The 20,794-nt window shown below is 40.1% G+C and carries 21 protein-coding genes and 2 pseudogenes; 16 read left to right on the forward strand and 7 right to left on the reverse strand.

Translation table 11 applies throughout. The features are described from left to right. The first annotated feature begins 8 nt into the window (after positions 1-8). Genes accC through J2S06_RS11900 form a run of 5 tightly spaced genes read left to right on the forward strand, consistent with a single transcriptional unit; the run spans position 9 to position 4,886 of the window. Entirely contained in the window at positions 9-1,364 is a 1,356-nt protein-coding gene (gene accC / locus J2S06_RS11880) for an acetyl-CoA carboxylase biotin carboxylase subunit (RefSeq protein ID WP_419152442.1), read from the forward strand. 15 nt (positions 1,365-1,379) lie between these two features. After that, entirely contained in the window at positions 1,380-1,604 is a 225-nt protein-coding gene (locus J2S06_RS11885) for an acetyl-CoA carboxylase biotin carboxyl carrier protein subunit (RefSeq protein ID WP_419152443.1), read from the forward strand. Continuing rightward, entirely contained in the window at positions 1,604-2,533 is a 930-nt protein-coding gene (locus tag J2S06_RS11890) for a hydroxymethylglutaryl-CoA lyase (protein WP_419152444.1), read from the forward strand. Before J2S06_RS11885 ends, J2S06_RS11890 begins: the two co-directional genes overlap by 1 nt. Position 2,534: 1 nt before the next feature. Further along, positions 2,535-3,317 carry an enoyl-CoA hydratase gene (locus J2S06_RS11895; RefSeq protein ID WP_419152445.1) on the forward strand — a complete coding sequence of 261 codons (783 nt, stop codon included), beginning with the start codon at positions 2,535-2,537 and terminating at the stop codon, positions 3,315-3,317. A 30-nt stretch (positions 3,318-3,347) separates the two neighbouring features. Beyond that, positions 3,348-4,886 carry an acyl-CoA carboxylase subunit beta gene (locus J2S06_RS11900; protein ID WP_459077053.1) on the forward strand — a complete coding sequence of 513 codons (1,539 nt, stop codon included), beginning with the start codon at positions 3,348-3,350 and terminating at the stop codon, positions 4,884-4,886. A 210-nt stretch (positions 4,887-5,096) separates the two neighbouring features. Here J2S06_RS11900 and J2S06_RS11905 read toward each other — a convergent pair whose 3' ends face one another. Beyond that, entirely contained in the window at positions 5,097-5,906 is an 810-nt protein-coding gene (locus J2S06_RS11905; RefSeq protein ID WP_419152446.1) for a hypothetical protein, read from the reverse strand. 403 nt (positions 5,907-6,309) lie between these two features. Beyond that, positions 6,310-6,597, reverse strand: coding sequence for a hypothetical protein (locus J2S06_RS11910; RefSeq protein WP_419152447.1), 288 nt, complete (start codon positions 6,595-6,597; stop codon positions 6,310-6,312). Between the two features lie 373 nt (positions 6,598-6,970). Between J2S06_RS11910 and J2S06_RS11915 the strand changes: the two are divergent. Next, positions 6,971-7,411: pseudogene (locus tag J2S06_RS11915) on the forward strand (NAD-binding protein); the annotation flags it as partial. Positions 7,412-7,781: 370 nt separating this feature from the next. Continuing rightward, entirely contained in the window at positions 7,782-8,054 is a 273-nt protein-coding gene (locus J2S06_RS11920) for a DUF3986 family protein (RefSeq protein ID WP_419152448.1), read from the forward strand. Positions 8,055-8,252: 198 nt separating this feature from the next. On the opposite strand, the gene J2S06_RS11925 is transcribed toward J2S06_RS11920, so the two are convergent. Beyond that, positions 8,253-8,618: a hypothetical protein gene (locus J2S06_RS11925; protein ID WP_044895237.1), complete on the reverse strand. Its 366-nt coding sequence runs from the start codon at positions 8,616-8,618 to the stop codon at positions 8,253-8,255. A gap of 489 nt (positions 8,619-9,107) precedes the next feature. On the opposite strand from J2S06_RS11925, the gene J2S06_RS11930 reads away from it, so the two are divergent. Beyond that, positions 9,108-9,305, forward strand: coding sequence for a hypothetical protein (locus tag J2S06_RS11930; RefSeq protein ID WP_044895238.1), 198 nt, complete (start codon positions 9,108-9,110; stop codon positions 9,303-9,305). A 263-nt stretch (positions 9,306-9,568) separates the two neighbouring features. On the opposite strand, the gene J2S06_RS11935 is transcribed toward J2S06_RS11930, so the two are convergent. After that, a complete protein-coding gene (locus J2S06_RS11935) occupies positions 9,569-9,715 on the reverse strand; it encodes a hypothetical protein (RefSeq protein ID WP_419152449.1) in 147 nt (48 codons plus the stop codon). Between the two features lie 162 nt (positions 9,716-9,877). Between J2S06_RS11935 and J2S06_RS11940 the strand changes: the two genes are divergently transcribed. Then, positions 9,878-10,141, forward strand: coding sequence for a hypothetical protein (locus J2S06_RS11940; protein WP_419152450.1), 264 nt, complete (start codon positions 9,878-9,880; stop codon positions 10,139-10,141). A gap of 402 nt (positions 10,142-10,543) precedes the next feature. Here the strand turns inward: J2S06_RS11940 and acmB are convergent, their stop codons facing one another. Then, entirely contained in the window at positions 10,544-11,749 is a 1,206-nt protein-coding gene (gene acmB, locus J2S06_RS11945; protein ID WP_419152451.1) for a methyl acetate hydrolase AcmB, read from the reverse strand. A gap of 94 nt (positions 11,750-11,843) precedes the next feature. Continuing rightward, positions 11,844-12,122 carry a hypothetical protein gene (locus J2S06_RS11950; protein WP_419152452.1) on the reverse strand — a complete coding sequence of 93 codons (279 nt, stop codon included), beginning with the start codon at positions 12,120-12,122 and terminating at the stop codon, positions 11,844-11,846. A 596-nt stretch (positions 12,123-12,718) separates the two neighbouring features. Between J2S06_RS11950 and J2S06_RS11955 the strand changes: the two genes are divergently transcribed. The 6 genes from J2S06_RS11955 to J2S06_RS11980 are packed head-to-tail and all read left to right on the forward strand — an operon-like array spanning position 12,719 to position 19,002. After that, positions 12,719-13,537, forward strand: coding sequence for a PHP domain-containing protein (locus tag J2S06_RS11955; protein ID WP_419152453.1), 819 nt, complete (start codon positions 12,719-12,721; stop codon positions 13,535-13,537). After that, positions 13,534-14,328 (forward strand): sugar phosphate isomerase/epimerase family protein, encoded by a 795-nt coding sequence (locus J2S06_RS11960; RefSeq protein ID WP_419152454.1) that lies wholly within the window; start codon positions 13,534-13,536, stop codon positions 14,326-14,328. The genes J2S06_RS11955 and J2S06_RS11960 overlap by 4 nt, the downstream gene beginning before the upstream one ends. Beyond that, on the forward strand, positions 14,325-15,140 hold the full coding sequence (gene surE / locus J2S06_RS11965; RefSeq protein WP_419152455.1) for a 5'/3'-nucleotidase SurE: 816 nt from the start codon (positions 14,325-14,327) through the stop codon (positions 15,138-15,140). The genes J2S06_RS11960 and surE overlap by 4 nt, the downstream gene beginning before the upstream one ends. Then, positions 15,133-16,176, forward strand: coding sequence for an ABC transporter substrate-binding protein (locus J2S06_RS11970; protein ID WP_419152456.1), 1,044 nt, complete (start codon positions 15,133-15,135; stop codon positions 16,174-16,176). The genes surE and J2S06_RS11970 overlap by 8 nt, the downstream gene beginning before the upstream one ends. A 17-nt stretch (positions 16,177-16,193) precedes the next feature. Further along, a complete protein-coding gene (locus tag J2S06_RS11975) occupies positions 16,194-17,945 on the forward strand; it encodes an ABC transporter permease (protein WP_419152457.1) in 1,752 nt (583 codons plus the stop codon). Then, positions 17,932-19,002, forward strand: coding sequence for an ABC transporter ATP-binding protein (locus J2S06_RS11980; RefSeq protein ID WP_419152458.1), 1,071 nt, complete (start codon positions 17,932-17,934; stop codon positions 19,000-19,002). The genes J2S06_RS11975 and J2S06_RS11980 overlap by 14 nt, the downstream gene beginning before the upstream one ends. 153 nt (positions 19,003-19,155) lie before the next feature. Here the strand turns inward: J2S06_RS11980 and J2S06_RS11985 are convergent. Next, positions 19,156-20,005: pseudogene (locus J2S06_RS11985) on the reverse strand (transposase). 340 nt (positions 20,006-20,345) lie between these two features. Between J2S06_RS11985 and brxF the strand changes: the two are divergent. Further along, a complete protein-coding gene (gene brxF, locus J2S06_RS11990; RefSeq protein ID WP_419152459.1) occupies positions 20,346-20,789 on the forward strand; it encodes a BREX-3 system P-loop-containing protein BrxF in 444 nt (147 codons plus the stop codon). The last annotated feature ends 5 nt before the right edge of the window (positions 20,790-20,794 follow it).

Raw genomic sequence — 20,794 nt, forward strand, 5'->3', positions numbered from 1 at the left:
TGAAGCAAATGTTTTCAAAAGTATTAATCGCCAACCGTGGGGAGATTGCGTCAAGGGTGATTCGCACATGTCAAAAATTAGGGATAAAAACTGTCGCTGTATACTCAGAAGCGGATGCTGATTCTTTACATGTTAAATTAGCGGGTGAGGCATACTTAATTGGTAAACCGCGCGTAAATGAAAGCTATTTAAACATGGAGAAAATCATCGAAGTCGCGAAACAAACGAATGCAGAAGCGATTCATCCAGGATACGGGCTTTTATCTGAAAACCCTGATTTTGCCCGCCTTTGTCAAGAAGAGGGAATTGTCTTTATTGGTCCAGACGCAGATGTTATTGCGCAAATGGGAAGCAAAATTGAATCGCGAAAAGCGATGGCGGAAGCAGGAGTTCCTGTTGTACCGGGGATCTCCTTTCCGCTGTCTAATGTGGAAGAAGCAGCGAAAACTGCCAAAAAAATTGGTTATCCGATTATGTTAAAGGCTTCTGCTGGCGGCGGCGGAATTGGCATGCAAGTCGTCCATAGTGAAGAAGAATTGCAAAAAACATTTGAAGGCAACCAAAAACGTGCGGCAACCTTTTTTGGCGATGGCACGATGTATATGGAAAAATACATTGAAAATCCAAGACATATTGAAATTCAAATTTTAGCTGATCAGCATGGAAATTGTTTGTATATATGGGAAAGGGAATGCTCGATTCAACGCCGTCATCAAAAAGTCGTTGAAGAAGCGCCATCGTCATTTTTAGATGATGAAACACGGAAAAAAATGGGGGAGACGGCCGTTAAAGCAGCAAAGCATATCCATTACACAAATGCAGGAACAATTGAGTTTCTTGTTGATGAAAATAAGAACTTCTATTTCTTGGAAATGAATACACGTCTGCAAGTAGAACATCCCGTAACGGAAGAAATTACAGGATTAGATTTAGTCGAAGAGCAATTGCGCATAGCCGCTGGAGAAGCTTTGCGTTATTCACAAACTGACATAAAAAAAGATGGACACGCGATCGAAGCGAGAATTTATGCTGAAGATCCGAAAACATTTTTGCCGTCTCCAGGAACCATTACGTTTTTTGAAACACCTAATGGAGAAAATGTTCGCAACGAAACGGCTGTTATGAGCGGTTCATCCGTTACACCGTTTTATGACCCGATGATTGCCAAATTAATCGTGAAGGGACAAAACCGCCAAAAAGCAATTGAATCTATGCTCCAGGCGCTCGAAAACTATAAAGTAGAAGGAATTAAGACGAATATTCCTTTGCTGAAAGAAGTTTTTTCACATCCTGAATATCTAGCAGGAAACACGACAACTGATTTTATCAATAAATATTTAGCGAATGCGAATATAAAACGATGAATGGAGGAATGGATGATGAGTCAAGTGATGGCAACAATGGCAGGTAATGTGTGGAAAATTCTTGTGAACGCTGGCGAACAAGTCGATGAGGGGCAGGATGTCGTGATTTTAGAATCAATGAAGATGGAAATTCCAATTGCTGCTGAAGAGGCTGGTAAAGTGAAGGAAATAAAGGTGCAAGAAGGGGATTTTGTCAATGAGGGCGATGTCATCATCGAGCTTGAACAGGAGGAAACATGATGAACAAGTGGCCGGCTGAAGTCACGATAAAAGAAGTTGGGCCTCGCGACGGACTGCAAAATGAAACAGATTTTATTAAGACAGAGGATAAAATTGACTGGATTAACTTATTGTCGAAAACAGGATTGTCATATATTGAGGTGACATCATTTGTGAATCCGAAATGGATTCCTCAATTGGCTGATGCTCTCGAAGTAGCCTCAAAGATTGAAAAAGTCCCAGGAATTACGTATGCAGCACTTGTTCCGAATCTGAAAGGTTTAGAAGGAGCAATGGCAGCAAATGTGGACGAAGTAGCCGTTTTTATGTCAGCCAGTGAAACGCATAACCGTAAAAACATTAATAAATCGATTGATGAAACATTTCCAGTCTTAAAAGAAGTTGTTGGTGAAGCAAAAAAAGCTGGTAAAACGGTGAGAGGTTACGTTTCGACCGTTTTCGGCTGCCCATATGAAGGTACAGTTGCGATCGAAGAAGTGATCAAAGTATCAGAGACTTTGTTTGAAATGGGTATTGATGAGCTATCATTAGGCGATACAATTGGAGTAGCCAATCCTCGCCAAGTGCAAGAAGTATTGGCGCAACTGTTTAAGCGATTTGCGAAAGAAAAGCTAGCCATGCATTTTCATAATACACACGGAATGGCCCTTGCCAATGTCTTGGCATCTCTTGAAATGGGGATCACAACATTTGACAGCTCCCTTGGAGGATTAGGAGGTTGCCCTTATGCACCTGGAGCCTCTGGAAACTTAGCAACCGATGATTTATTAACCATGCTGGATGGGATGGGAATCTCAACAGGTGTTCAAAGGGAAAAATTAACGAAAGCAGCACTTTTTATCCAAGAAAAAATGGGCCGAAAGTTAAATAGTCATTATTTACAAGCATTCAATCCATCACGATGCCCAGTTAACGGAGGAGGGGCATAACATGTCCAAACCGGTACTTTTTTCCACGTTAAACAAAGGTGTTGCCGTTCTTACTTTAAACCGACCGGAAGCGGCCAATGCATTGTCCTTAAATATGCTTCATGAACTTTTCGCGATCCAAAAAGAATTAAAGTTTAATCGGAACATCCGTTGTGTAATTGTGACAGGAGCGGGCGAAAAAGCCTTTTGCGCTGGAGCCGATTTAAAAGAACGGGCGCAAATGAATGAAACAGAAGTGCGCCAAACCGTTTCGCTGATCCGAGAAACGATAAATGAGTTTGAACAACTGCCTCAGCCCGTAATTTGCGCCATCAATGGAGGAGCGTTCGGCGGCGGATTAGAATTAGCTCTTGCTTGCGACATTCGTATAGCTGCTGATACGGCCAAAATGGGGTTAACAGAAACTTCGTTAGCCATCATTCCAGGTGCAGGAGGAACGCAGCGTCTCCCGCGGTTGATTGGAAAAGGTCGAGCTAAAGAGTTAATCTTTACGGCAAAGCGCATTTCGGCTTTTGAAGCTGAAAAGTTTGGTTTGGTCGAATATGTTGTTCCACAAGAGCAATTGTTCGATCAAGCTGTACTAATAGCATATGAAATTGTAAAAAATGCTCCTATCGCCGTTAGTCAAGCAAAAATAGCCATCAACTGCGGCTTAGAAGTCGACTTAAATACAGGGCTTAAGCTTGAACAGATGGCCTATGAAATCACCATTCCGACAAAAGATCGTCTCGAAGGGTTAAAAGCCTTTAAAGAAAAAAGAAAGCCTGTTTACAAAGGGGAATAGGAGGGAGCCATTTTGAGTGCCAAAGAAGGAATCATAAACCAAACATTGACAGAAAAGCTTAAAGAAGAAAGAAAAAAAATTGAACAAGGAGGTGCGCCAAAGTACCACGAAAAAAATGCAGAGAAAGGAAAATTATTCGTCCGTGACCGTTTAAAATTATTATTTGACGATGACCTTGAGTTTGAGGATGCCTTTTTTGCCAACTGTATGGCGGATGGCCTCCCCGCAGACGGCGTTGTCACAGGTGTTGGCAAAATAAATGGACAAAATGTTTGCGTTATGGCAAACGATTCAACAGTAAAAGCAGGCTCCTGGGGTGCTAGAACGGTTGAAAAAATCATTCGCATCCAAGAAACAGCGGAAAAGCTCCGTTGTCCCATTTTGTATTTAGTTGATTCAGCTGGTGCGAGAATTACGGATCAAATTGAGATGTTCCCTGGTCGACGCGGTGCAGGACGTATTTTCTACAACCAAGTAAAGCTTTCAGGTAAAGTACCGCAAATTTGCTTATTGTTCGGTCCGTCGGCTGCAGGAGGCGCCTATATTCCGGCATTTTGTGATATTGTGGTCATGGTTGACGGTAATGCGTCCATGTATCTCGGCTCGCCAAGAATGGCAGAAATGGTAATCGGGGAAAAGGTAACACTTGAGGAGATGGGTGGAGCGAAAATGCACTGCTCGGTTTCCGGCTGCGGTGATGTCCTTGTCAAGTCGGAAGAGGAAGCAATTTCCTTTGCTCGTAAATACTTAACCTACTTTCCAGCCAACTACAGTGAAAAACCACCTGTAACTGAAGCGAAATTACCAAAGTCTTTTGAAAAAACACTTGATGACATCATTCCATTAAACCAAAATGCTCCTTTTAATATGTATGATTTTATAGATCGCTTAATCGACGAAGAATCATTTTGTGAAATAAAAAAACTGTTTGCACCTGAAATCATTACAGGTCTTGCCCGTTTAAACGGTCAAGCAGTTGGCATCATCGCCAACCAGCCGCGTGCAAAAGGCGGGGTGCTGTTTCATGATTCAGCCGATAAAGCGGCAAAATTTATTACCCTTTGCGATGCGTTTAACATCCCGCTTTTATTTTTAGCAGATATTCCAGGATTTATGATTGGAACAAAAGTCGAACGCGCCGGCATTATTCGACACGGGGCCAAAATGATTTCGGCAATGTCGGAAGCAACCGTTCCGAAAATTTCGGTTATCGTTCGCAAAGCATATGGCGCCGGTCTTTACGCAATGGCTGGTCCAGCATTTGAACCTGATTGCTGCCTAGCTCTTCCGCATGCACAAATCGCCGTCATGGGACCAGAAGCAGCTGTTAATGCTGTTTACGCCAATAAAATTGCCGAGCTGCCTAAAGAAGAAAGAGTGGCATTTATTGAGCAAAAACGGGAAGAATACCGAAAAGACATTGACATTTATCGTCTCGCTTCCGAAATGGTTATTGACGGTATTGTGGCACCAAATGAACTTCGAGATGAATTAATTAAACGATTCCATGCATACATGTCTAAATATATGACATTCTCAGAACGTAAGCATGGAGTATATCCAGTGTAATGACGAAAAAATTGCCGTGGATCATAAAAACATCCAAAGACTTTTGAACGTAAAGCTTCCATAACGACTAGAAGAAGGCGGTTTAAAAATAAGAAAGCCGTCTTCTTATTCTTGTAATCTATTTATCACTAAAATGAGTGCGGCCGAAATAGTTGTTTTGATGAAAAAATTGAAATGTAAAAGCCGGAAATCCCCCAAAACATCACTAGATTACTGGCTGCGCTCCAGAAATAAAAAGCCGATCATTGCAATTAAAAGCATTTTATGATGTGTGGGCACGTTGTCATAGAGTTCGATGATATCATTATATATATCACGAAATATATTCGTATATTCATGAGGGAAATATCCTTTTAAAAAACGAGCCCACTTTCGTCCTTCAGCATCTATTAAAGTAAAATCACCAGAAAAGCCTTTAACCTTTACAGGAAGAATGACATGACCATCTGCATCTCTGAGCTCACCTTTTATGTTTAGTAGACTTTTAAAATCTTCCTGTACATACTCTCCCAGCTTATCGCCAGATACATTCTTCACCGTAACAATCGACCTCTTAATACCTTTCCTCTTAAAAGTAACAAGCACATTTCCTTTATTCGAAAAAACTCCATAAGTAATCGGAATCATCGTGACAAGCGAATCACGTCCTAGCAGGCAAATTGGGTACAATATAAAAGGAATACGGATTGGCTTAATCGTTCCTAAAAAATGACCGCTTTTTTCAAACAAAAGCAGGCGAGGAAAAAAGCCTACATCTTTTTTTAAAACAAGATGATCCAATCCAAGGAGAGAAGCTTTTGAGTCATGAATTTGAATTTCTTTCACCTTTATATATTTCTGTCTGCTTGAAACTCCGATCAAAAACAAAAACAGACCAACAAAACCTATTGAAGCTAGATTTAACCAATCTTTTTCTGAATCAGGTCGATCGATGAAAAAAACAGTCATTCCAATGATCATCACGATTGCAGATAATACAAAGGCCGCCGTCATTCTCCGTTTATACATCATGGCAATCATCATATCAACTCCCAACTTATATACGTCTTTTACATGATCTATTTTTCGTTAACGCCCCAATTCGCAACGATAGTTGTTAGGAAAGGATTGTTGCTGCAGGGGGTGCCTTTAAAATTTCATTTAACACGAATTGTCCGTTCATCACCCCATTAGATAGTATAAACGGATCATAATGCCAAGAAAAGAATTAATTAACATTGTGAAATTCTAAAAGCAGCCAAAAAAGTTATAGGTGATCACAGAGTAGAGAACCATGTTGAAATTTTCAAATGTATTGACGTTCAAATTATTGATTAAATATATGTTGACATGAAAAAAGACGAACAATGATATACACTGTTCGCCGTTTGCTATGTTTAGGGGGGAGAATTAATAGTAAAAGTTGTTATAAGCTAACTTGCCGTTATTGAAAAAGGTCTCGATGTTTCATTTTAAGTGTTTGCTGCAATTCAGAAAGCGAAGGTGCTTTCGTCTCAAATGTATATTGATCTAAACAAATAAGAGAATAGTCAGTACCTGGATCGAAAACAACGGTGACAATTTCTTCTGTACCGCAATCAATTTCCTGAATCGTATCAATATGATGTAGCTGAACATCCAGCTTGTTAAATTTTTCTCGAATCACATAGTATCCTTCTTTCAATTGCTCGGCAAACAACGTTTCCGTGCCAATCAATTCATGCACAATCATCAAAAGTGCCTCCTTAATAATGAAATAAATTCTCAGTCTTTCTATAAACTTTCAAACAAAGAATATCTTGCTTTTTTGCATCGTATATATGTGTCTTGCATCGCTATGCAGAGTGAATAGGGTGTAAAGCAAATATTCAATTTATATATACTACAAACTCCGCCAATCATCATCGGTTTTGAGAAATGTTCGAAAAGTTGTCACCTGTAAGATGATTTTTGGACACAATTTTTAAATAGGAGGGGGGCAAGCGTGCTAAGTGGATCCTTAATGCTGTCAATACTCAAGAACTGCCGTCTTTTTATCAAAACATTATGTTAGAAATCTTGATTTTTTCCCTTATTTCGCTTAAATAAAAGCATATTCATTCCGCGTTCTCGGGGAAACGGTTGAATATTTAGGTCCGAGCGGTTCGGGGAGCATCGCGAAGCTATTGAATCAATACCTTGTTGCCGTTCATTCTGTTGCTGCCTCGGAAGCAATGATAACAGGCGCGGCGCTTGGCTTGGATGCAGAACAGCTTTATCGTATTTTGAAAGTGAGTTACGGGGATAGCCGGATGCTGCGCCGGCATGTGGAACAGTTCGTATTGAACCGTCAGTTTGCGCCAGGAGGAGCTGTGAAATACGTGCACAAAGATGTCCGGCTGGCGAACAAACTGTTAGAGACGGCTGATATCACACTATTTACAGGCCAAGTGGCTGAACAAGCATTTGCTTCTGCGCTGGAACAAGGGTTAGCCAATTTGGACATGTCTGCTGTCATTCAGCCGCTTGAAAGAGTGTGCAGGGTTACCGTGAAAAAACAGAGCTAGCGGACGTGGTTGTATTAGAAATGATTCGTGCCTGACGTCATTATGTTTTTTGGAGAAACAAAGTGGAGAAGAGTTGAAGCAATCTGAAAAAACGAACATGATGCGGCTCTCTTTTTTGTCATCATCAAGAAGTTCTGCTTTATTAATTTTCTCTGGCTATTCCCTTGAATATGATTGGGAATGTCGCACTGCTCTCTCTTTGTTATGTTCCATAAGCTGTTAAACTTTCCTATATAAAGCAGCAAGTTATTCAAATTGGCGGGGAGCATATTATACAATCGGTTGATGATCAAGGAGTGTAGAGATGCATAATCGAAAATTGTTGGTGCATTAACATTAAGATGATAATCACTGTAGGAAGTGGATAAACGTGAAATTCGATTCAAATCAGCATCTTCATTTAGGATATTATGAGAACAATGTTGACTTAGAAGCAGTCGCATATAAAATTCAGAATGAAAATAAATGGGCCGTTTTTTTAGATCATGAACAAGATACTACATTAGTTCAAAAAATATTAAATCAGTATAATTACCATGAAAAATATGGTTACAAGATTTTTACTATTGATGCAGATGATTTATCTTATGAAGCCGGAAATAAGTTGTTTGAAGCGTGGTTAAAAACAAATAACATAATTTAAGAAATAAGTATTTGGGGAAATAGATGTGTAAGTTTCTTCTCTGCATCCAGATTTAAAGGTTTGTCATCTCAACGGTTATAATAAACGCAAATGATGCTGCACGTATGTTTAGACCGATTGTGGAAACAAACACCCCCATCTGTCAGTGATGGAGGTAAGTTCATCGCGGCAGGGATACGGAAACTGTGCCAGGAGAGGTTATTGCTGCTGGATGAGTTTGCGGATTTTTCGGTCATGTTGGGCGATTTTAGATGAATGGAAATCGACAGTTTCTTGTGTTTCGATAAGTTCAATGCGCAAGCTGTCAATTTTTGTTTCTAATCGGTTAAATCGTTCGTTCATTTCATTTTCCAGCCGATCGATTCTGCTTTCCAACCGGTCGTCCATCTCTTGTATCCGTTTATCCATTTCCGCAAACTTGCTTTTAAATTCATCATTCATTGCTTCGACTTTTTTATCTATTGTTTCGATTTTTTCGTTTAATGCAGCGATTTGTGTGTGAAAATCAGAAGCATGCAGATCGAGCGCCTTTAAAATTTCTTTTAATACTGTTTGTTGTTCCATTTCATTCACCTCCTCATTAGACAGTATAACCGGATCATATAGACAAGAAAAGCATTAAATAACATTGTGTAACGTGATGAAGCAAAAAAAATCAACGACCGTTTGCCTAAACATGCCATGTTTCACCTCGGCATTGACGCCTTCAGCTTTCACGGCTGGATTTGGTTCGTGTTCGCCTTCCTTGGCAGCCTCATCGGTGTCAAGCTGGGGCTGTATTGTGCGTATAAAAACTAAATAGAAGTCAAGACGGATTCTCTTTTTTCTGCTATTTCCTCTAGTTTTGCGAATGTAGCCGCATTGGTTTTACAGTGCTTGGTCAAACACTTTCTGCTTTTCCGCTTCTTTGATCGCTTCCTTTTTTCTTGTTCGAAAATTCGGACTGTTTTCATCATTTTTAGCCACTCCCTTATCCGTTTTGCATATTCTTCGTCAATCAACTTGTCCATAGCGGTTACCGAGAAGGGATTAAGAGAAGGATTTTTAGGCTCATTGTATGAGTACGTGTTCGAGCGATATGATCAAATGGGGGAAAAAGCGCTTCAATTATTAAAACAGCAATTTCAACACCGCCCTTCGTATGAGCTGTATAAAAAGCGATCGCTTATGCTGCTCCAAAGTGTTATTGTCCCTTATCAACACCGTCTGCCGGCGTTTTTAGATGAATGGAAGAAGCGGGGCGGGGAGTGAACTCGCTTCCCGTCACACTGAGAGAAATAGCGGGGATTCTATGGGGCATGAACCTCTCCCGCTTACACTTCGCATAGAGGTGGAAGGATTAAGAGGCGAGACCTTTCTATTCGTTTTTATTTATGGAAATCTACAGTTAAAATAAAGGCGTATTTACGATGTTCATTTGAACAATTAGTAAATAATTCTAAAACCACCCGATTTTCCTTTATTAGAACTTTTATTTTCAACTCTGCATTTAAAGACTTTATTGCCTTTCACTTTTATCCTGTTATATCTTCACCGACTAAATGGCCTTTTTCAAGGTTTTCAATTAAATCATTTATATCTTCTTCAAGTGCAGGGAATTTCTTTAAATAATTTTTCAACTCTCTTTTAAATCTATTAGCCGGTATAATAGTATTTGGCATAAACTCATTGTCGAATGGCTGGAGCAAGTGAACCGACGTTTATCGATTGGCGACGCAACTATCAAAATAGTCAAAAGTTAGCGCTGGGAAGTCGAATTTCTTACCGGCGACTAGGATTAAAAGCATACGAACCTGCTAAACGTGCCTAGGAGAGATGATTGGATGAAGATTTATAAAGAATCTCTTAATATTTCAGTTCACCAATGGCTTGAATTATTAAGAAATAAAGAGATTTTTCAAGAAAAAGATGCCGAGCTCATGATGATGCTTTATTATCAAACGAATTGCAAAGCGACGGGAAAACAACTTGCAAATCTTCTAAATAAAAAGAGCCATTCTGTCCTAAACCCTCAAATCGGAAGACTCGGGGAAAAGAATTGTAAGCAAGCATCAAGATGTACAATTTCTAAGAAGAGCGAAAGATAGCACCATTAGATATTGGCATATTCCCTTTTTAGGAAAAGAAGATCGAAACACGGCTGCCCTAATGTAAAACTACAATAAAGTCGATTAAATTTTAATAAAGCACCGTTTGATTTACGAACGGTGCTTAGAAAAATACTTAAATGTGTTTCAGGCAGCAGTAACAAAAAGGTTGTTTAAAAAACTCTCCTCTATTCAACTATTAATCCTCGTTAGCGTAATAAAGCTCTTTCAAAGAAACTCGCTCAAAGCTGTTTTCTAAACAAACTCTTAAGCTACGGATTCCGCCACTGAGGTGTATATGTGAGGAAGATGATGCCTTGGCTGGTCGTCAATCCACCCTTCTTGACATAGATCGTAGTAAAAAGGGGGACGGTCAGCAGCGATAGCTCCCGTCCCCTCTGATCAAGTATTAATTTGACCGAAACGATTCAATGTACGGTAGACCGCTGACTCGAATTCGATGAAGCCCAAGTATGAAGCCACATCTTGGAACGGAAATATTTGCGAAGCCCAAAATCCTCCAATACCGTTCTTGCGGTCGATCCAGTAGAACAGGTTGGCCAGTCCCGCCCACATCAATTGGCCTGCTGGACGGCCTGTAGGGGTAGGATCCACGTTTACCTGGAATGTATAAGCCCACGATTTTTGCACGCCAGGGTAGAACTCACCGTCATTAGCCAGTGATGGATCAGACGAAATCCAACCGCCGCTCTTCAATGACCCAAGCCCGTTCTGAGACATTTGCGCGACCGTTTCCGGTTTGAGTACTCCCTCACCGTCATTCAGGATCATTCGAATAAACTTCATATACTCACCAATGCTGGCATACAAACCGTGTCCTCCCATGTCCATTTCCGGAGATTGCGGCAGAATGAGATCAGGCTGAGGCGTGATATTACCGTCCTGGGTGCGAGTGTGGATGGTTGCGCGGCGTTCCATCATCGACGGTGTTAACGTGAATCCGATGTCGGTCATGCCGAGAGGGGCAAAAATACGCTCGGCCATCACTTCACCCAGTCGCTTACCGCATACGGCTTCGACAACCTTGCCAACCCAGTCGATGTTGACGCCATAGTTCCAGCGTTCACCTGGCTCGAATAGTAGTACACTCTTAATGGAGTCAAACGTACTAGTGAGAATGGAAGGTACTTCCTTTTTTTCACGGTATTTTCGGTCTTCATGACTGAAGAACTCGTAGCCGAAGCCGGCAGTGTGAAGCATCAGCATGTCGATCGTAATGTCGGTTCTTGGTTCCCTTAGTTTTGGCTGTCCGTCTGCGTCAAACTCTTCGAGAACTTTAATCTCGGCAATTTCAGGCACATACTTCTTGACCGGATCGTCAAGACGAACTTTTCCCTCCTCGACCAATTGCATCAATGCTGTGCCGGTGATGGCTTTCGTGGTCGAGAAAAGAGCAAACACTGTATCGGTGGTCATCGGCGTTTCCTTTCCGAGCTCGCGTACCCCGGCTGCACCCTCGTAGATGTTTCCTTCCCGGTCAGTTATCATTGCAACTACTCCGGGTACCCCTCCAGCCCTGCCTACAGCGTTATCCAACACTTTGTCAAGAGTATCCTTGAGAGCATCCTTGATTGCTTGGCTTGTCATATTTTCACCCCTCATAAGATTATTTCTTAATTTTCTTTATTTACATAATTTTCTGTATTTTTAAACTAACTATATCATGTTTAGGTAGGGCTCGTCAAATTTTTTTACTTTGAGCTTTTTCCATTGTCCTTTTTGAAGTTGTGCCTGCAACAAATTCGGGATTGAAGGAAAAGTACGAGCGCAATGCCCGGTGGAGCAGGGATTTTTGGATTCCGCTGTCGGAAAACGGGAGGATTTTCCCGCCGGTCGCAATGTCCTTATCCGTCACGAAATGCTTTTCGAAGTCCAGAAGCTTTTTACATATTGCTGTGCCAGCTGATTGAACATCGAGTTGATCAGCGTTTCTTGATCCATGAAGGATTTCGTGAATCATGTGTAGTCACAATCGAGTCATTTAAAAATGAAACGTTCATTGTACATTTTTGCGGGTCCTTCGTTTATATTTAAGAAATAATAAGTTATTTAATGCGGGTTCTTATAGTCCATCCCTCATCACCATATTTCTTCACAACGTCCAATTTAATTCTTTACTGTAAGTTCTCCATCTCCATAGTAGCCAATATTTCCCTTTCTTTTTTGTCTTCTACATATAAGGGGGACATCGATAATCTCTGTCATCCATCTCTTTTGGAAGAGTGAACTGAATTTTCTCACCTGCGAGGAAAACTGCTAGTAGACTTCGAAAATACTAACGTTCTTTTATTCCACAACGGTTTTAATAAGATTACAACACATGTGATATCTAAACAGAAAGAGAGCATTTACCAAAAAATATGAATAAATCGTAAAAAATTTACAAACAATTTACAGTCTATGTGTGGAGTGATGCGTCATCACGCTGTGAAAGCGTTTTTTATCCCTTATTTTTTATTTTTTTAATTTACAGAACATTTACAAAAGTTCAAGCTGTCTTTGAGTGTTCCTTAACAAAACTTTTCTATCCTTGAAGATAGAAAAGGGGGGAAGGAAGTGGACTTACATATCCATTCGATTTATTCAGATGGTCATTGGACACCGGAAGAAATTGTAGAGGAGGCGGATAATAAAGGAATTGACACTATAGCTATTACTGATCATGACGCAATCGAAGGGTATTTTTTGGCGAAAACGTATGCCGAGAAAAAAGGGATTACTGTCCTTCCCGGAATTGAGTTAAATACTGATGGAGAGTGGGGAGAAATCCATATATTAGGATATCTTTTTCAAGCGGATCATCCTAGTATTCTTTCCCATGTCGCTTGGCGGAAACAAGAACGTGAAGAATGGGGGCGAAAAATTATTCAAAAGCTGCGGAAAAAAGGATACTCCATTTCCTTTGACAACTGTTTAGAGCGGGCTGGAAAAGGAGTGCTTGTTCGAACGCATATTGCTGAGGAATTAGTAGCTTCGGGGTATTTCCAACATTGGCGAGAAGCATATGAATGCTTGCTTCAAAAAGGAAAACCAGGTTTTGTAGAGAGAAAGTCTTTTTCAGTCACAGATGCGATTCGATTGATCCATGAAGCAGGAGGTCTTGCGTTTTTGGCACATCCTGGAATCTATTCCTTTCCGATTGCGATTAAGCCGCTTGTTGCAAATGGTTTAGACGGGATCGAAGTTTTTCATTCCAAGCACTCCGAATCGGAAACAAAAAAATGGCTTGAAATCGCCTGTCATTATCAATTATTGATTTCAGGAGGAAGTGATTTTCATGGACCTAACTCACGCAATCCTTATCCAATTGGCAGTGTAAAAATGGATCCCCCGATTTCATTAAAGGAATGGGAAAGGAGGAAATCAGCTTTATGAATATACGCATTGCTTCTACGCTTGCATGGGCCTATCCTGTTGAAGAAGTGATTAGGCTGGCAAAAGAGTTAGAGTTTGTAGGTGTTGAGGTTTGGGCAGAACATGTGTGGAAATATGAAAGCGTGCCTAAACGAATCCGGCAGGTCAAAGAGGAAACAAACATGCAGCTGACGATGCATGCAGCGAGCTGGGATTTAAACTTAAGTTCTCTAAACGCGGGCATTCGCAAGCAGTCCGTTCATGAAATTATCCGCTCCATTGAGCTGGCTTCACAAATTGGAGCAGATAATATTACATTTCATCCAGGAAAGCTGACTCTTACGGATTTGGACGTTTCTGTCCATGAAGAGCTTTTGTTCGAATCAATGGAAGAAATTGATCGAAAAGCTAAGCAAGAAGGAATAACGTTATCGCTGGAAATGATGGAATGGAAGGCGAAAGAGTTTATTATTAAACCATCCGCCGTAAAAAAAATGATTGCACCATTTTTCCCGCAAATTCAAACGACATTTGACGTCGCCCACATTCCATTACATGTAGACATTTTTTCAATTTGGAATGAGATGCCGGAAGTGAACAAAATTCATATTAGTGATGCAACAAAAGAAATTCTTCATCTCCCGCTAGGCGACGGTGACATCGGAGAAGAAACCTTAAACAAATTCTTAAATATCGAGAATATTCCAGTGATTATTGAAGGATTTGATAATTCGAAAGATTTGACGGTGTTAAAGAAAAATTTACTGTATACAAAACGGAACAGGAATCGATTGAAGGAGGTCGTCCGTTGAGAATTTTAGTTACAAACGATGACGGAATTTTTGCGCCAGGAGTCGGAGCACTTGTAGAAGTTCTTCAACATTTTGGTGATGTTTATGTTGTTTGTCCTGATCAAGAACGAAGCGCTGTCGGTCATTCGATTACCTTGCGGACACCATTAAAAGTGAAACCAGTGGAAATATTCCCCGGAACGAAAGGGGCATGGGCCGTAAACGGTACGCCGGCCGATTGTGTCAAACTTGGGATGGAAGTGCTATTAAAGACTCCGCCTGATATTTTATTTTCAGGCATTAATCTCGGTCCGAATTTGGGAAGGGATTTATATTATTCTGGTACATTGGCAGGTGCGGTTGAAGCTTCTCTTTACAACGTTCTAGCCGTATCAGTATCATTGAACGAATTTAGTGAAACAAAGGTAAATTATTTAAAAATAAAACAGCTTTTGTATGGAGTGGTTGAAATCATTTTGCAAAACCGAATTCCTAAAGGTGTTTTTTTAAATGTTAATTTACCGAATATTCCTGTTTATCTTTGCAAAGGTGTAGAGATAGTTCCTTTGGATTTGACAGTTTCCCGTTATCGATATGTAGGGCTTAATGATCCGCATGGTCAAGTGTATTTTTGGTTAAAGGATGAATTAAACCAATTAGTTCACCTAAAAGAAAACAGTGATTATTTAAAGCTGAAGGAAGGTTATATCACCGTTTCGCCTGTGGAGTTTCCTGTTCATCACAAACGGAAAATGGAACAGATTGAACGGTGGTTTCGGAAATACTCTTTAAATTTCTTAAAAGAGGGCAAGGAGGAACATTCCAATGCGTAAATGGCTGGCCGCTTTCACTATTTTCACATTATTTTTTGTATTAACTGCCTGCGGGAGCAAAAATAATACCTCATCAAGCAATAATGCAGAAAAACCGTCAGAACAAACGAAGGAAATTTCAGGGGAACTGAATTTCTATACTTCACAGCCTGATGAGGATGCTCAAAGATTAGTGACAGCTTTTAATGAAAAATATCCTGCTGTAAAAGTCAATACTTTCCGGTCTGGAACGGAAGAAGTGATTGCCAAATTACAAGCTGAAAAAGAAGCTGGAAACATTCAAGCAGATGTTCTGCTTGTTGCAGACGCTGTAACGTTTGAAAGCTTAAAAAATGACGATCTCTTACTCTCTTACAAATCAAAAGAAGCGGAACAAATTCCGGATCAATTTGTTGACAGCGATGGCATGTATACAGGTACAAAAGTGATGGCAACTGTTCTTGTCGTGAACACGAATGAGGTGAAAAGCATACCTGATAGCTGGAATGTATTGACGGGAAGCGATGCAAAAGGAAAAGCGATCATGCCAAGCCCGTTTTATTCAGGAGCAGCTGCATACAATCTTGGAGTGATTACAAGACAAAACAATTTAGGATGGGATTTCTACAAACGTTTAAAAGAAACTGGAATGGCGGTCACTAAAGGGAATGGCGGTGTGTTAAAGTCGGTTGCTTCAGGGGAAAAATTATACGGAATCGTTGTTGATTATCTCGTTGCACGCGCCAAAAAAGATGGTTCTCCTGTTGAATTCATCTATCCTAAAGAAGGCGTTCCTGTCATCACTGAACCGATCGGTATTATGAAGGATACAAAAAATGAAGAAGCAGCTAAAGCTTTCGTAGATTTTGTTTTATCCGAAGAAGGCCAAAAATTGGCAGCTGAGCTTGGATATACCCCGATTCGGAAAGGCGTTAATGCTCCCGAGGGATTAAAAACGATTGATGAGATGAACGTGCTGAATGCAGACATATCTGAACTTTATCAAGCACGTGAAGAAGATAAAGCAAAATTTGGTGAAATATTTGGCCAACAATGATAAAAGGAGAGAGGACGATGTTTCCCGGTAAAGAGCAAACAGAAGGGATGACGAGGAGCACGTCCTCGTTTTCCCGTTCCTTCCCAATGAAAAACATATGGATGGTTTTCGGATTTTTGCTAACCATTTTATTTTTTGTAGTTCCCGTTTTCCGCCTTATCTTATTAAGTTTAACAGAAGAGGGCACCATCACCCTTTCCCATTACTCAGAGGTGCTGAAAGAAGAACAAACATGGATCACTGTGAAAAATACGCTTCATATCGTACTTGGTTCTACTTTGGTTTCCCTCATTTTAGGGATTGCGATGGCATGGTGTATTGCTTATTTGAACATTAGCGGGAAAAAGTGGATGCAGCTGTTTATCTTTCTGCCGTTTATTATTCCTTCATACATTACGACACTTGCATGGGTTCAGTTTTTTAGCGGAAATGGACCAATTGCAGCTTTTCTTCATATGCTTCCGGGAGATTGGAAGTTGCCAAACTTATATAGTATGGGTGGCATCATTTTTATTTTAGGCTTGTCTCATTATCCACTTGTGTATTTACTGACGGTGGATGTGTTTAGAAAAATTCCTCTGGAACTTGAGCAAGCGGCACAAACATGCGGTGCCAAAAGAGGGATCATTATTCGTAAAGTCATCCTTCCGCTTGCATTGCCAGGGATTTGCAGCGGCGGGCTGCTCGCTTTTTTATCAAATCTTGATAACTTTGGGATCCCCGCCTTTTTGGGTATCCCGGCAAACATTCGTGTGCTAAGTACCTATATTTATGAAGAAGTCGTCGGATTTGGACCTACTGCCTTTGCAAGAGCAGCCGTTCTATCCATTTTGTTAGGAACAATGGCTTTAATCGGAATGTCTATTCAATGGCTGCTTTTAAGGCGAAGCCGTGTAATGGAAACGGTCAAACGGGATAAAGAACCCCGCATTCATTTATCATCGATGAGAAAGCGGTTGCTCGAATTTGCCATTTGGACATTTTTATTGTTCACGAGTTTCGTTCCTTTCGTTTCAATGGGAACGACATCGTTAATAAAAGCTTACGGGCTTCCTTTTCAATTAGAAAATTTATCACTAAAAAACTATCAATACATTCTATTTTCTGATCCGAAAACGATGTCAGCGATCACTAACAGCATCAAGCTTGCGATGTTAACGACAATCGTCTCATTGATTGTTGGAACGGCCATTGCTTATCTTCGCTATAAAACACCAAATAGATGGACAAAAGTAGTAGAGCTACTTGTAACGATACCTTACGCGCTGCCGGGGACTGTCTTCGCTCTCTGTGTGATCTTTTCATGGATGCAGCCGTTGCCAGGCTGGAACCCAGGCATCTACGGCTCGATTTGGATTTTAATCATTGCCTACATTACGAGATTTATCGTTTTACAGGTTCGGGGAAGTTACACGGCGCTGACACAGGTAGATCCTTCGATTGAAGAAGCTGCTCGTACATCAGGGGCTAAACCTTGGATCAAATGGCGGCGAATTCTCATGCCGCTTCTTCTTCCGGGTGTCATTGGCGGCGCCTTGTTGGTCTTTTTAACATCTTTAACCGAACTAACGGTTTCCAGTCTTCTTTGGTCTACAGGAGCTGAAACGGTGGGGGTTGTTATTTTTAACTATGAACAGGCTGGTTATACCACTTATTCCACAGCATTTTCAAGTTTAATTGTTTTAGGAATTTTGTGTGGCAGTTTCTTGTTTATCATCCTTGAAAAAGTTTGGAGACGAAAGGTGTTGAAACAAAATGATCCGGCTTGACGGGATTTCAAAATCATATGGGGACTTCACCGCTTTGCATTCCATTGATTTAACGATCAAGGAAGGAGAATTTATCGCGATCTTGGGACCTTCTGGTTGTGGAAAAACTACATTATTAAAATTACTGGCCGGTTTTATGAAACCGACAAGCGGAACGATTACCATTAATGATACCGTTGTTGCGTCAGCGAAAGCTGTCCTTCCCCCGGAAAAAAGGAACATAGGAATGGTCTTCCAATCGTTTGCCTTATGGCCTCATATGACTGTATATGAGCATGTTCAATTTCCTTTAATGCATCATTTGTTTGCCCCGAAAGTTGATAAGAAGCAGAGGGAGGAGAGAGTGAAAAATGTTTTGCGAATGGTTGGGTTAGAGTCGCTGGCCCATCGATATCCTTATGAACTTTCCGGAGGACAAAAACAGCGGGTGTCTTTAGCCCGTGCAATTGCGCCAGAACCAGGGCTTTTATTAATGGATGAACCTCTCAGTGCTTTAGATGCTGAACTTCGAATGGAAATGAGAAAGGAAATTCAACATATTCACCGTCACACAAATGCTTTAATTGTATATGTCACCCATGATCAAAGTGAAGCATTTGCGATGGCAGACCGAATTGTCGTGATGAATCGTGGAAAAATTGAACAAATTGACCGGCCGAAAGCCATTTTTACAAGGCCGGAGACAGAGTTTGTTGCAACGTTTGTAGGTAAATGCAATTTAATTCGAGGTAAATGGGAAGAAGGAGTGTTTATCCCGAAACCATTTCCTTATGAAAAGTGGCCGGATATAGGAGTATCTATTGAATTCAAAAAGAAAGGCATATATCCTGTCCGTCCGGATCAATGGACACTGTCTAAAGCAAAAGAGGGCTCTGCACATGGTGTGGTAAAATTTGTTCAATATCAAGGAAAAGAAATATATTACATTGTACAAGTAGGTGAAGAAGAATGGACGGTACATGAATTGATTCAACATACTTCCCACTTTCAAGTTGGAGATCCGGTCAATCTAGTCCTTCAAAATCGTGTAATAAAAAGAGAAGTTGTTCTTGTATAATATAAAAGATTCACCGGAGTTATTTGGTAAGTTTCCAATTTCATTCTATCAAAGCGTATCCACTAGGAATAGAATAATATTTCATTTGAAGGAGGGAAAGCCCTCCTTTTTAATTTTGTTATGGGAGCACGTTATCTAGATGGTGTTGGAAAACTAAAGTAAAAACTCAAAGTTATGCATAAGTATACAGAGTTTCACATGTAGTAAATAACGATTAAATTCATACCATCGTGGTTGTTCTAGGCCATCACTTTTCAGTTAAACACCCGTTCGATGGAGCTTCGAAACCTGAATAGCTACTTTCCAAATCTGGTTTTCAAAAAGAGAGAAATGGCTCGACCATAAGCATCTTTTCCTTCCTCATTATTTCGACGATTAATGGGAGAGACGAAAAAAATTCCGATTTGTTCCGCCATTTTCCGGATCTTTTCATTTTCATACGCGGCATCACCAAGCGCAAACTTGATGTTTCATTCTTGCAAAAACGAAAGTAATTTTGGTGCCACTGTTGCGTTATTTCGGTTGGCAGTAGTCAAGACATGCGATAAAATCACTCCTTCCGTGGTGGTACAAAGATGCCGTTTATATCCTTTAAACCATCGGTACCGGGTCGATATGCCCCACTTTACTTGTGAATCATAGAGACTGCTTCGTAGGACAGTACTGTCGATCATGACTGCTTTCGGAGAACGAACACATAAATCGTTTAAGAGTTGATGATGAAAGCCAGAAAAGAACCATTTACTGGTCCGTGAAAAAGTGGACAGGGCAGTTAGCAAATACGACGAAAATAGCCAAAATCGACGGGGAATGTTCACCAACTGTCGCAAGGAATCAATAGAAAAGTATGTTTTCAAAAAGAAACATTTGATAAACGATTTTCTGGATACAGGTGGTCGCCCGGTCATATAAGGTTGTTTGAAGAAAAGAAAGTTGGTCGATGTATCGAAATAATGTCTCTAAAAAGAGGAACTATTTCGCCAGTTAACACATGTTCGAACACAGAATTCCTTGGAAGTTTTTTGTGGTAATTGTATATGATTTTCAAGGTGGTGGATTTTTTATGTGCATTTATGCATCCATTATGAGTTTTGCAACACATTCAAATTCAAAAGATAAAAATGTTTGTGAATATGTCTTTCTATTTTCGATAAAAAATAGCTGTTTGCAAAAAAAGTAATAAGTAGATTTAGGAGACAAATGTTTTACTTCAAAAGAAATTTATCGACAAAATTCTGCAATGTTTTTGACTTTGTTTTAGTAAAATAGTAACATGTTCAAATGTCAATAAAATTTGTCTATTAGTATTTATGAAATTTTATATAATGGAAGGTGTACATACCATGGACCTTCATAAGATCGCTTCTGAAATTGATTCATTAGAGTCTCGCTGGCATAAGATTCTCTTTATTGTGGGATTTAAAAAAGATGAAGATAAACAGTTTGCAAGCACATTAAGTATTCCTTACATAAATCTCAATTTGCGATTAAGCGAAAAATTGCAGAACATTCCCAAATCTAATTATCCTTTACAAGTTGGAGAAATACTTAATAAAATTTTTAACGGTTATCATGCTCCCGCACTGTGGTTAGGAAATATAGAAATCTTATTTGATAAACAACTACAGCAACATCCTGTGAGATTACTTGAGCATTTAAGTAAACGTTTTAAACTCATTGTATCTTGGCCGGGTGAATATGATGAGAAAGATTTAATTTACGCGACTCCCGAACATCCAGAGTATTTTAAGTGCAGTGAACTTGAAGGGAAAGTAATAACAGTATAAAGGGG

Origin of the sequence: Bacillus alveayuensis (genome assembly GCA_030812955.1) — a bacterium.
Lineage (GTDB): Bacteria > Bacillota > Bacilli > Bacillales > Aeribacillaceae > Bacillus_CB > Bacillus_CB alveayuensis.

Bases quoted from the DNA above. Each gene is read 5' to 3' on its own strand.
- accC (WP_419152442.1), top strand. From the start codon at position 9: ATGTTTTCAAAAGTATTAATCGCCAACCGTGGGGAGATTGCGTCAAGG.
- J2S06_RS11885 (WP_419152443.1), top strand. From the start codon at position 1,380: ATGAGTCAAGTGATGGCAACAATGGCAGGTAATGTGTGGAAAATTCTT.
- J2S06_RS11890 (WP_419152444.1), top strand. From the start codon at position 1,604: ATGAACAAGTGGCCGGCTGAAGTCACGATAAAAGAAGTTGGGCCTCGC.
- J2S06_RS11895 (WP_419152445.1), top strand. From the start codon at position 2,535: ATGTCCAAACCGGTACTTTTTTCCACGTTAAACAAAGGTGTTGCCGTT.
- J2S06_RS11905 (WP_419152446.1), bottom strand. From the start codon at position 5,906: ATGATTGCCATGATGTATAAACGGAGAATGACGGCGGCCTTTGTATTA.
- J2S06_RS11910 (WP_419152447.1), bottom strand. From the start codon at position 6,597: ATGATTGTGCATGAATTGATTGGCACGGAAACGTTGTTTGCCGAGCAA.
- J2S06_RS11925 (WP_044895237.1), bottom strand. From the start codon at position 8,618: ATGGAACAACAAACAGTATTAAAAGAAATTTTAAAGGCGCTCGATCTG.
- J2S06_RS11935 (WP_419152449.1), bottom strand. From the start codon at position 9,715: ATGCCAAATACTATTATACCGGCTAATAGATTTAAAAGAGAGTTGAAA.
- J2S06_RS11940 (WP_419152450.1), top strand. From the start codon at position 9,878: ATGAAGATTTATAAAGAATCTCTTAATATTTCAGTTCACCAATGGCTT.
- acmB (WP_419152451.1), bottom strand. From the start codon at position 11,749: ATGACAAGCCAAGCAATCAAGGATGCTCTCAAGGATACTCTTGACAAA.
- J2S06_RS11950 (WP_419152452.1), bottom strand. From the start codon at position 12,122: ATGATTCACGAAATCCTTCATGGATCAAGAAACGCTGATCAACTCGAT.
- J2S06_RS11960 (WP_419152454.1), top strand. From the start codon at position 13,534: ATGAATATACGCATTGCTTCTACGCTTGCATGGGCCTATCCTGTTGAA.
- J2S06_RS11970 (WP_419152456.1), top strand. From the start codon at position 15,133: ATGCGTAAATGGCTGGCCGCTTTCACTATTTTCACATTATTTTTTGTA.
- J2S06_RS11975 (WP_419152457.1), top strand. From the start codon at position 16,194: ATGTTTCCCGGTAAAGAGCAAACAGAAGGGATGACGAGGAGCACGTCC.
- J2S06_RS11980 (WP_419152458.1), top strand. From the start codon at position 17,932: ATGATCCGGCTTGACGGGATTTCAAAATCATATGGGGACTTCACCGCT.
- brxF (WP_419152459.1), top strand. From the start codon at position 20,346: ATGGACCTTCATAAGATCGCTTCTGAAATTGATTCATTAGAGTCTCGC.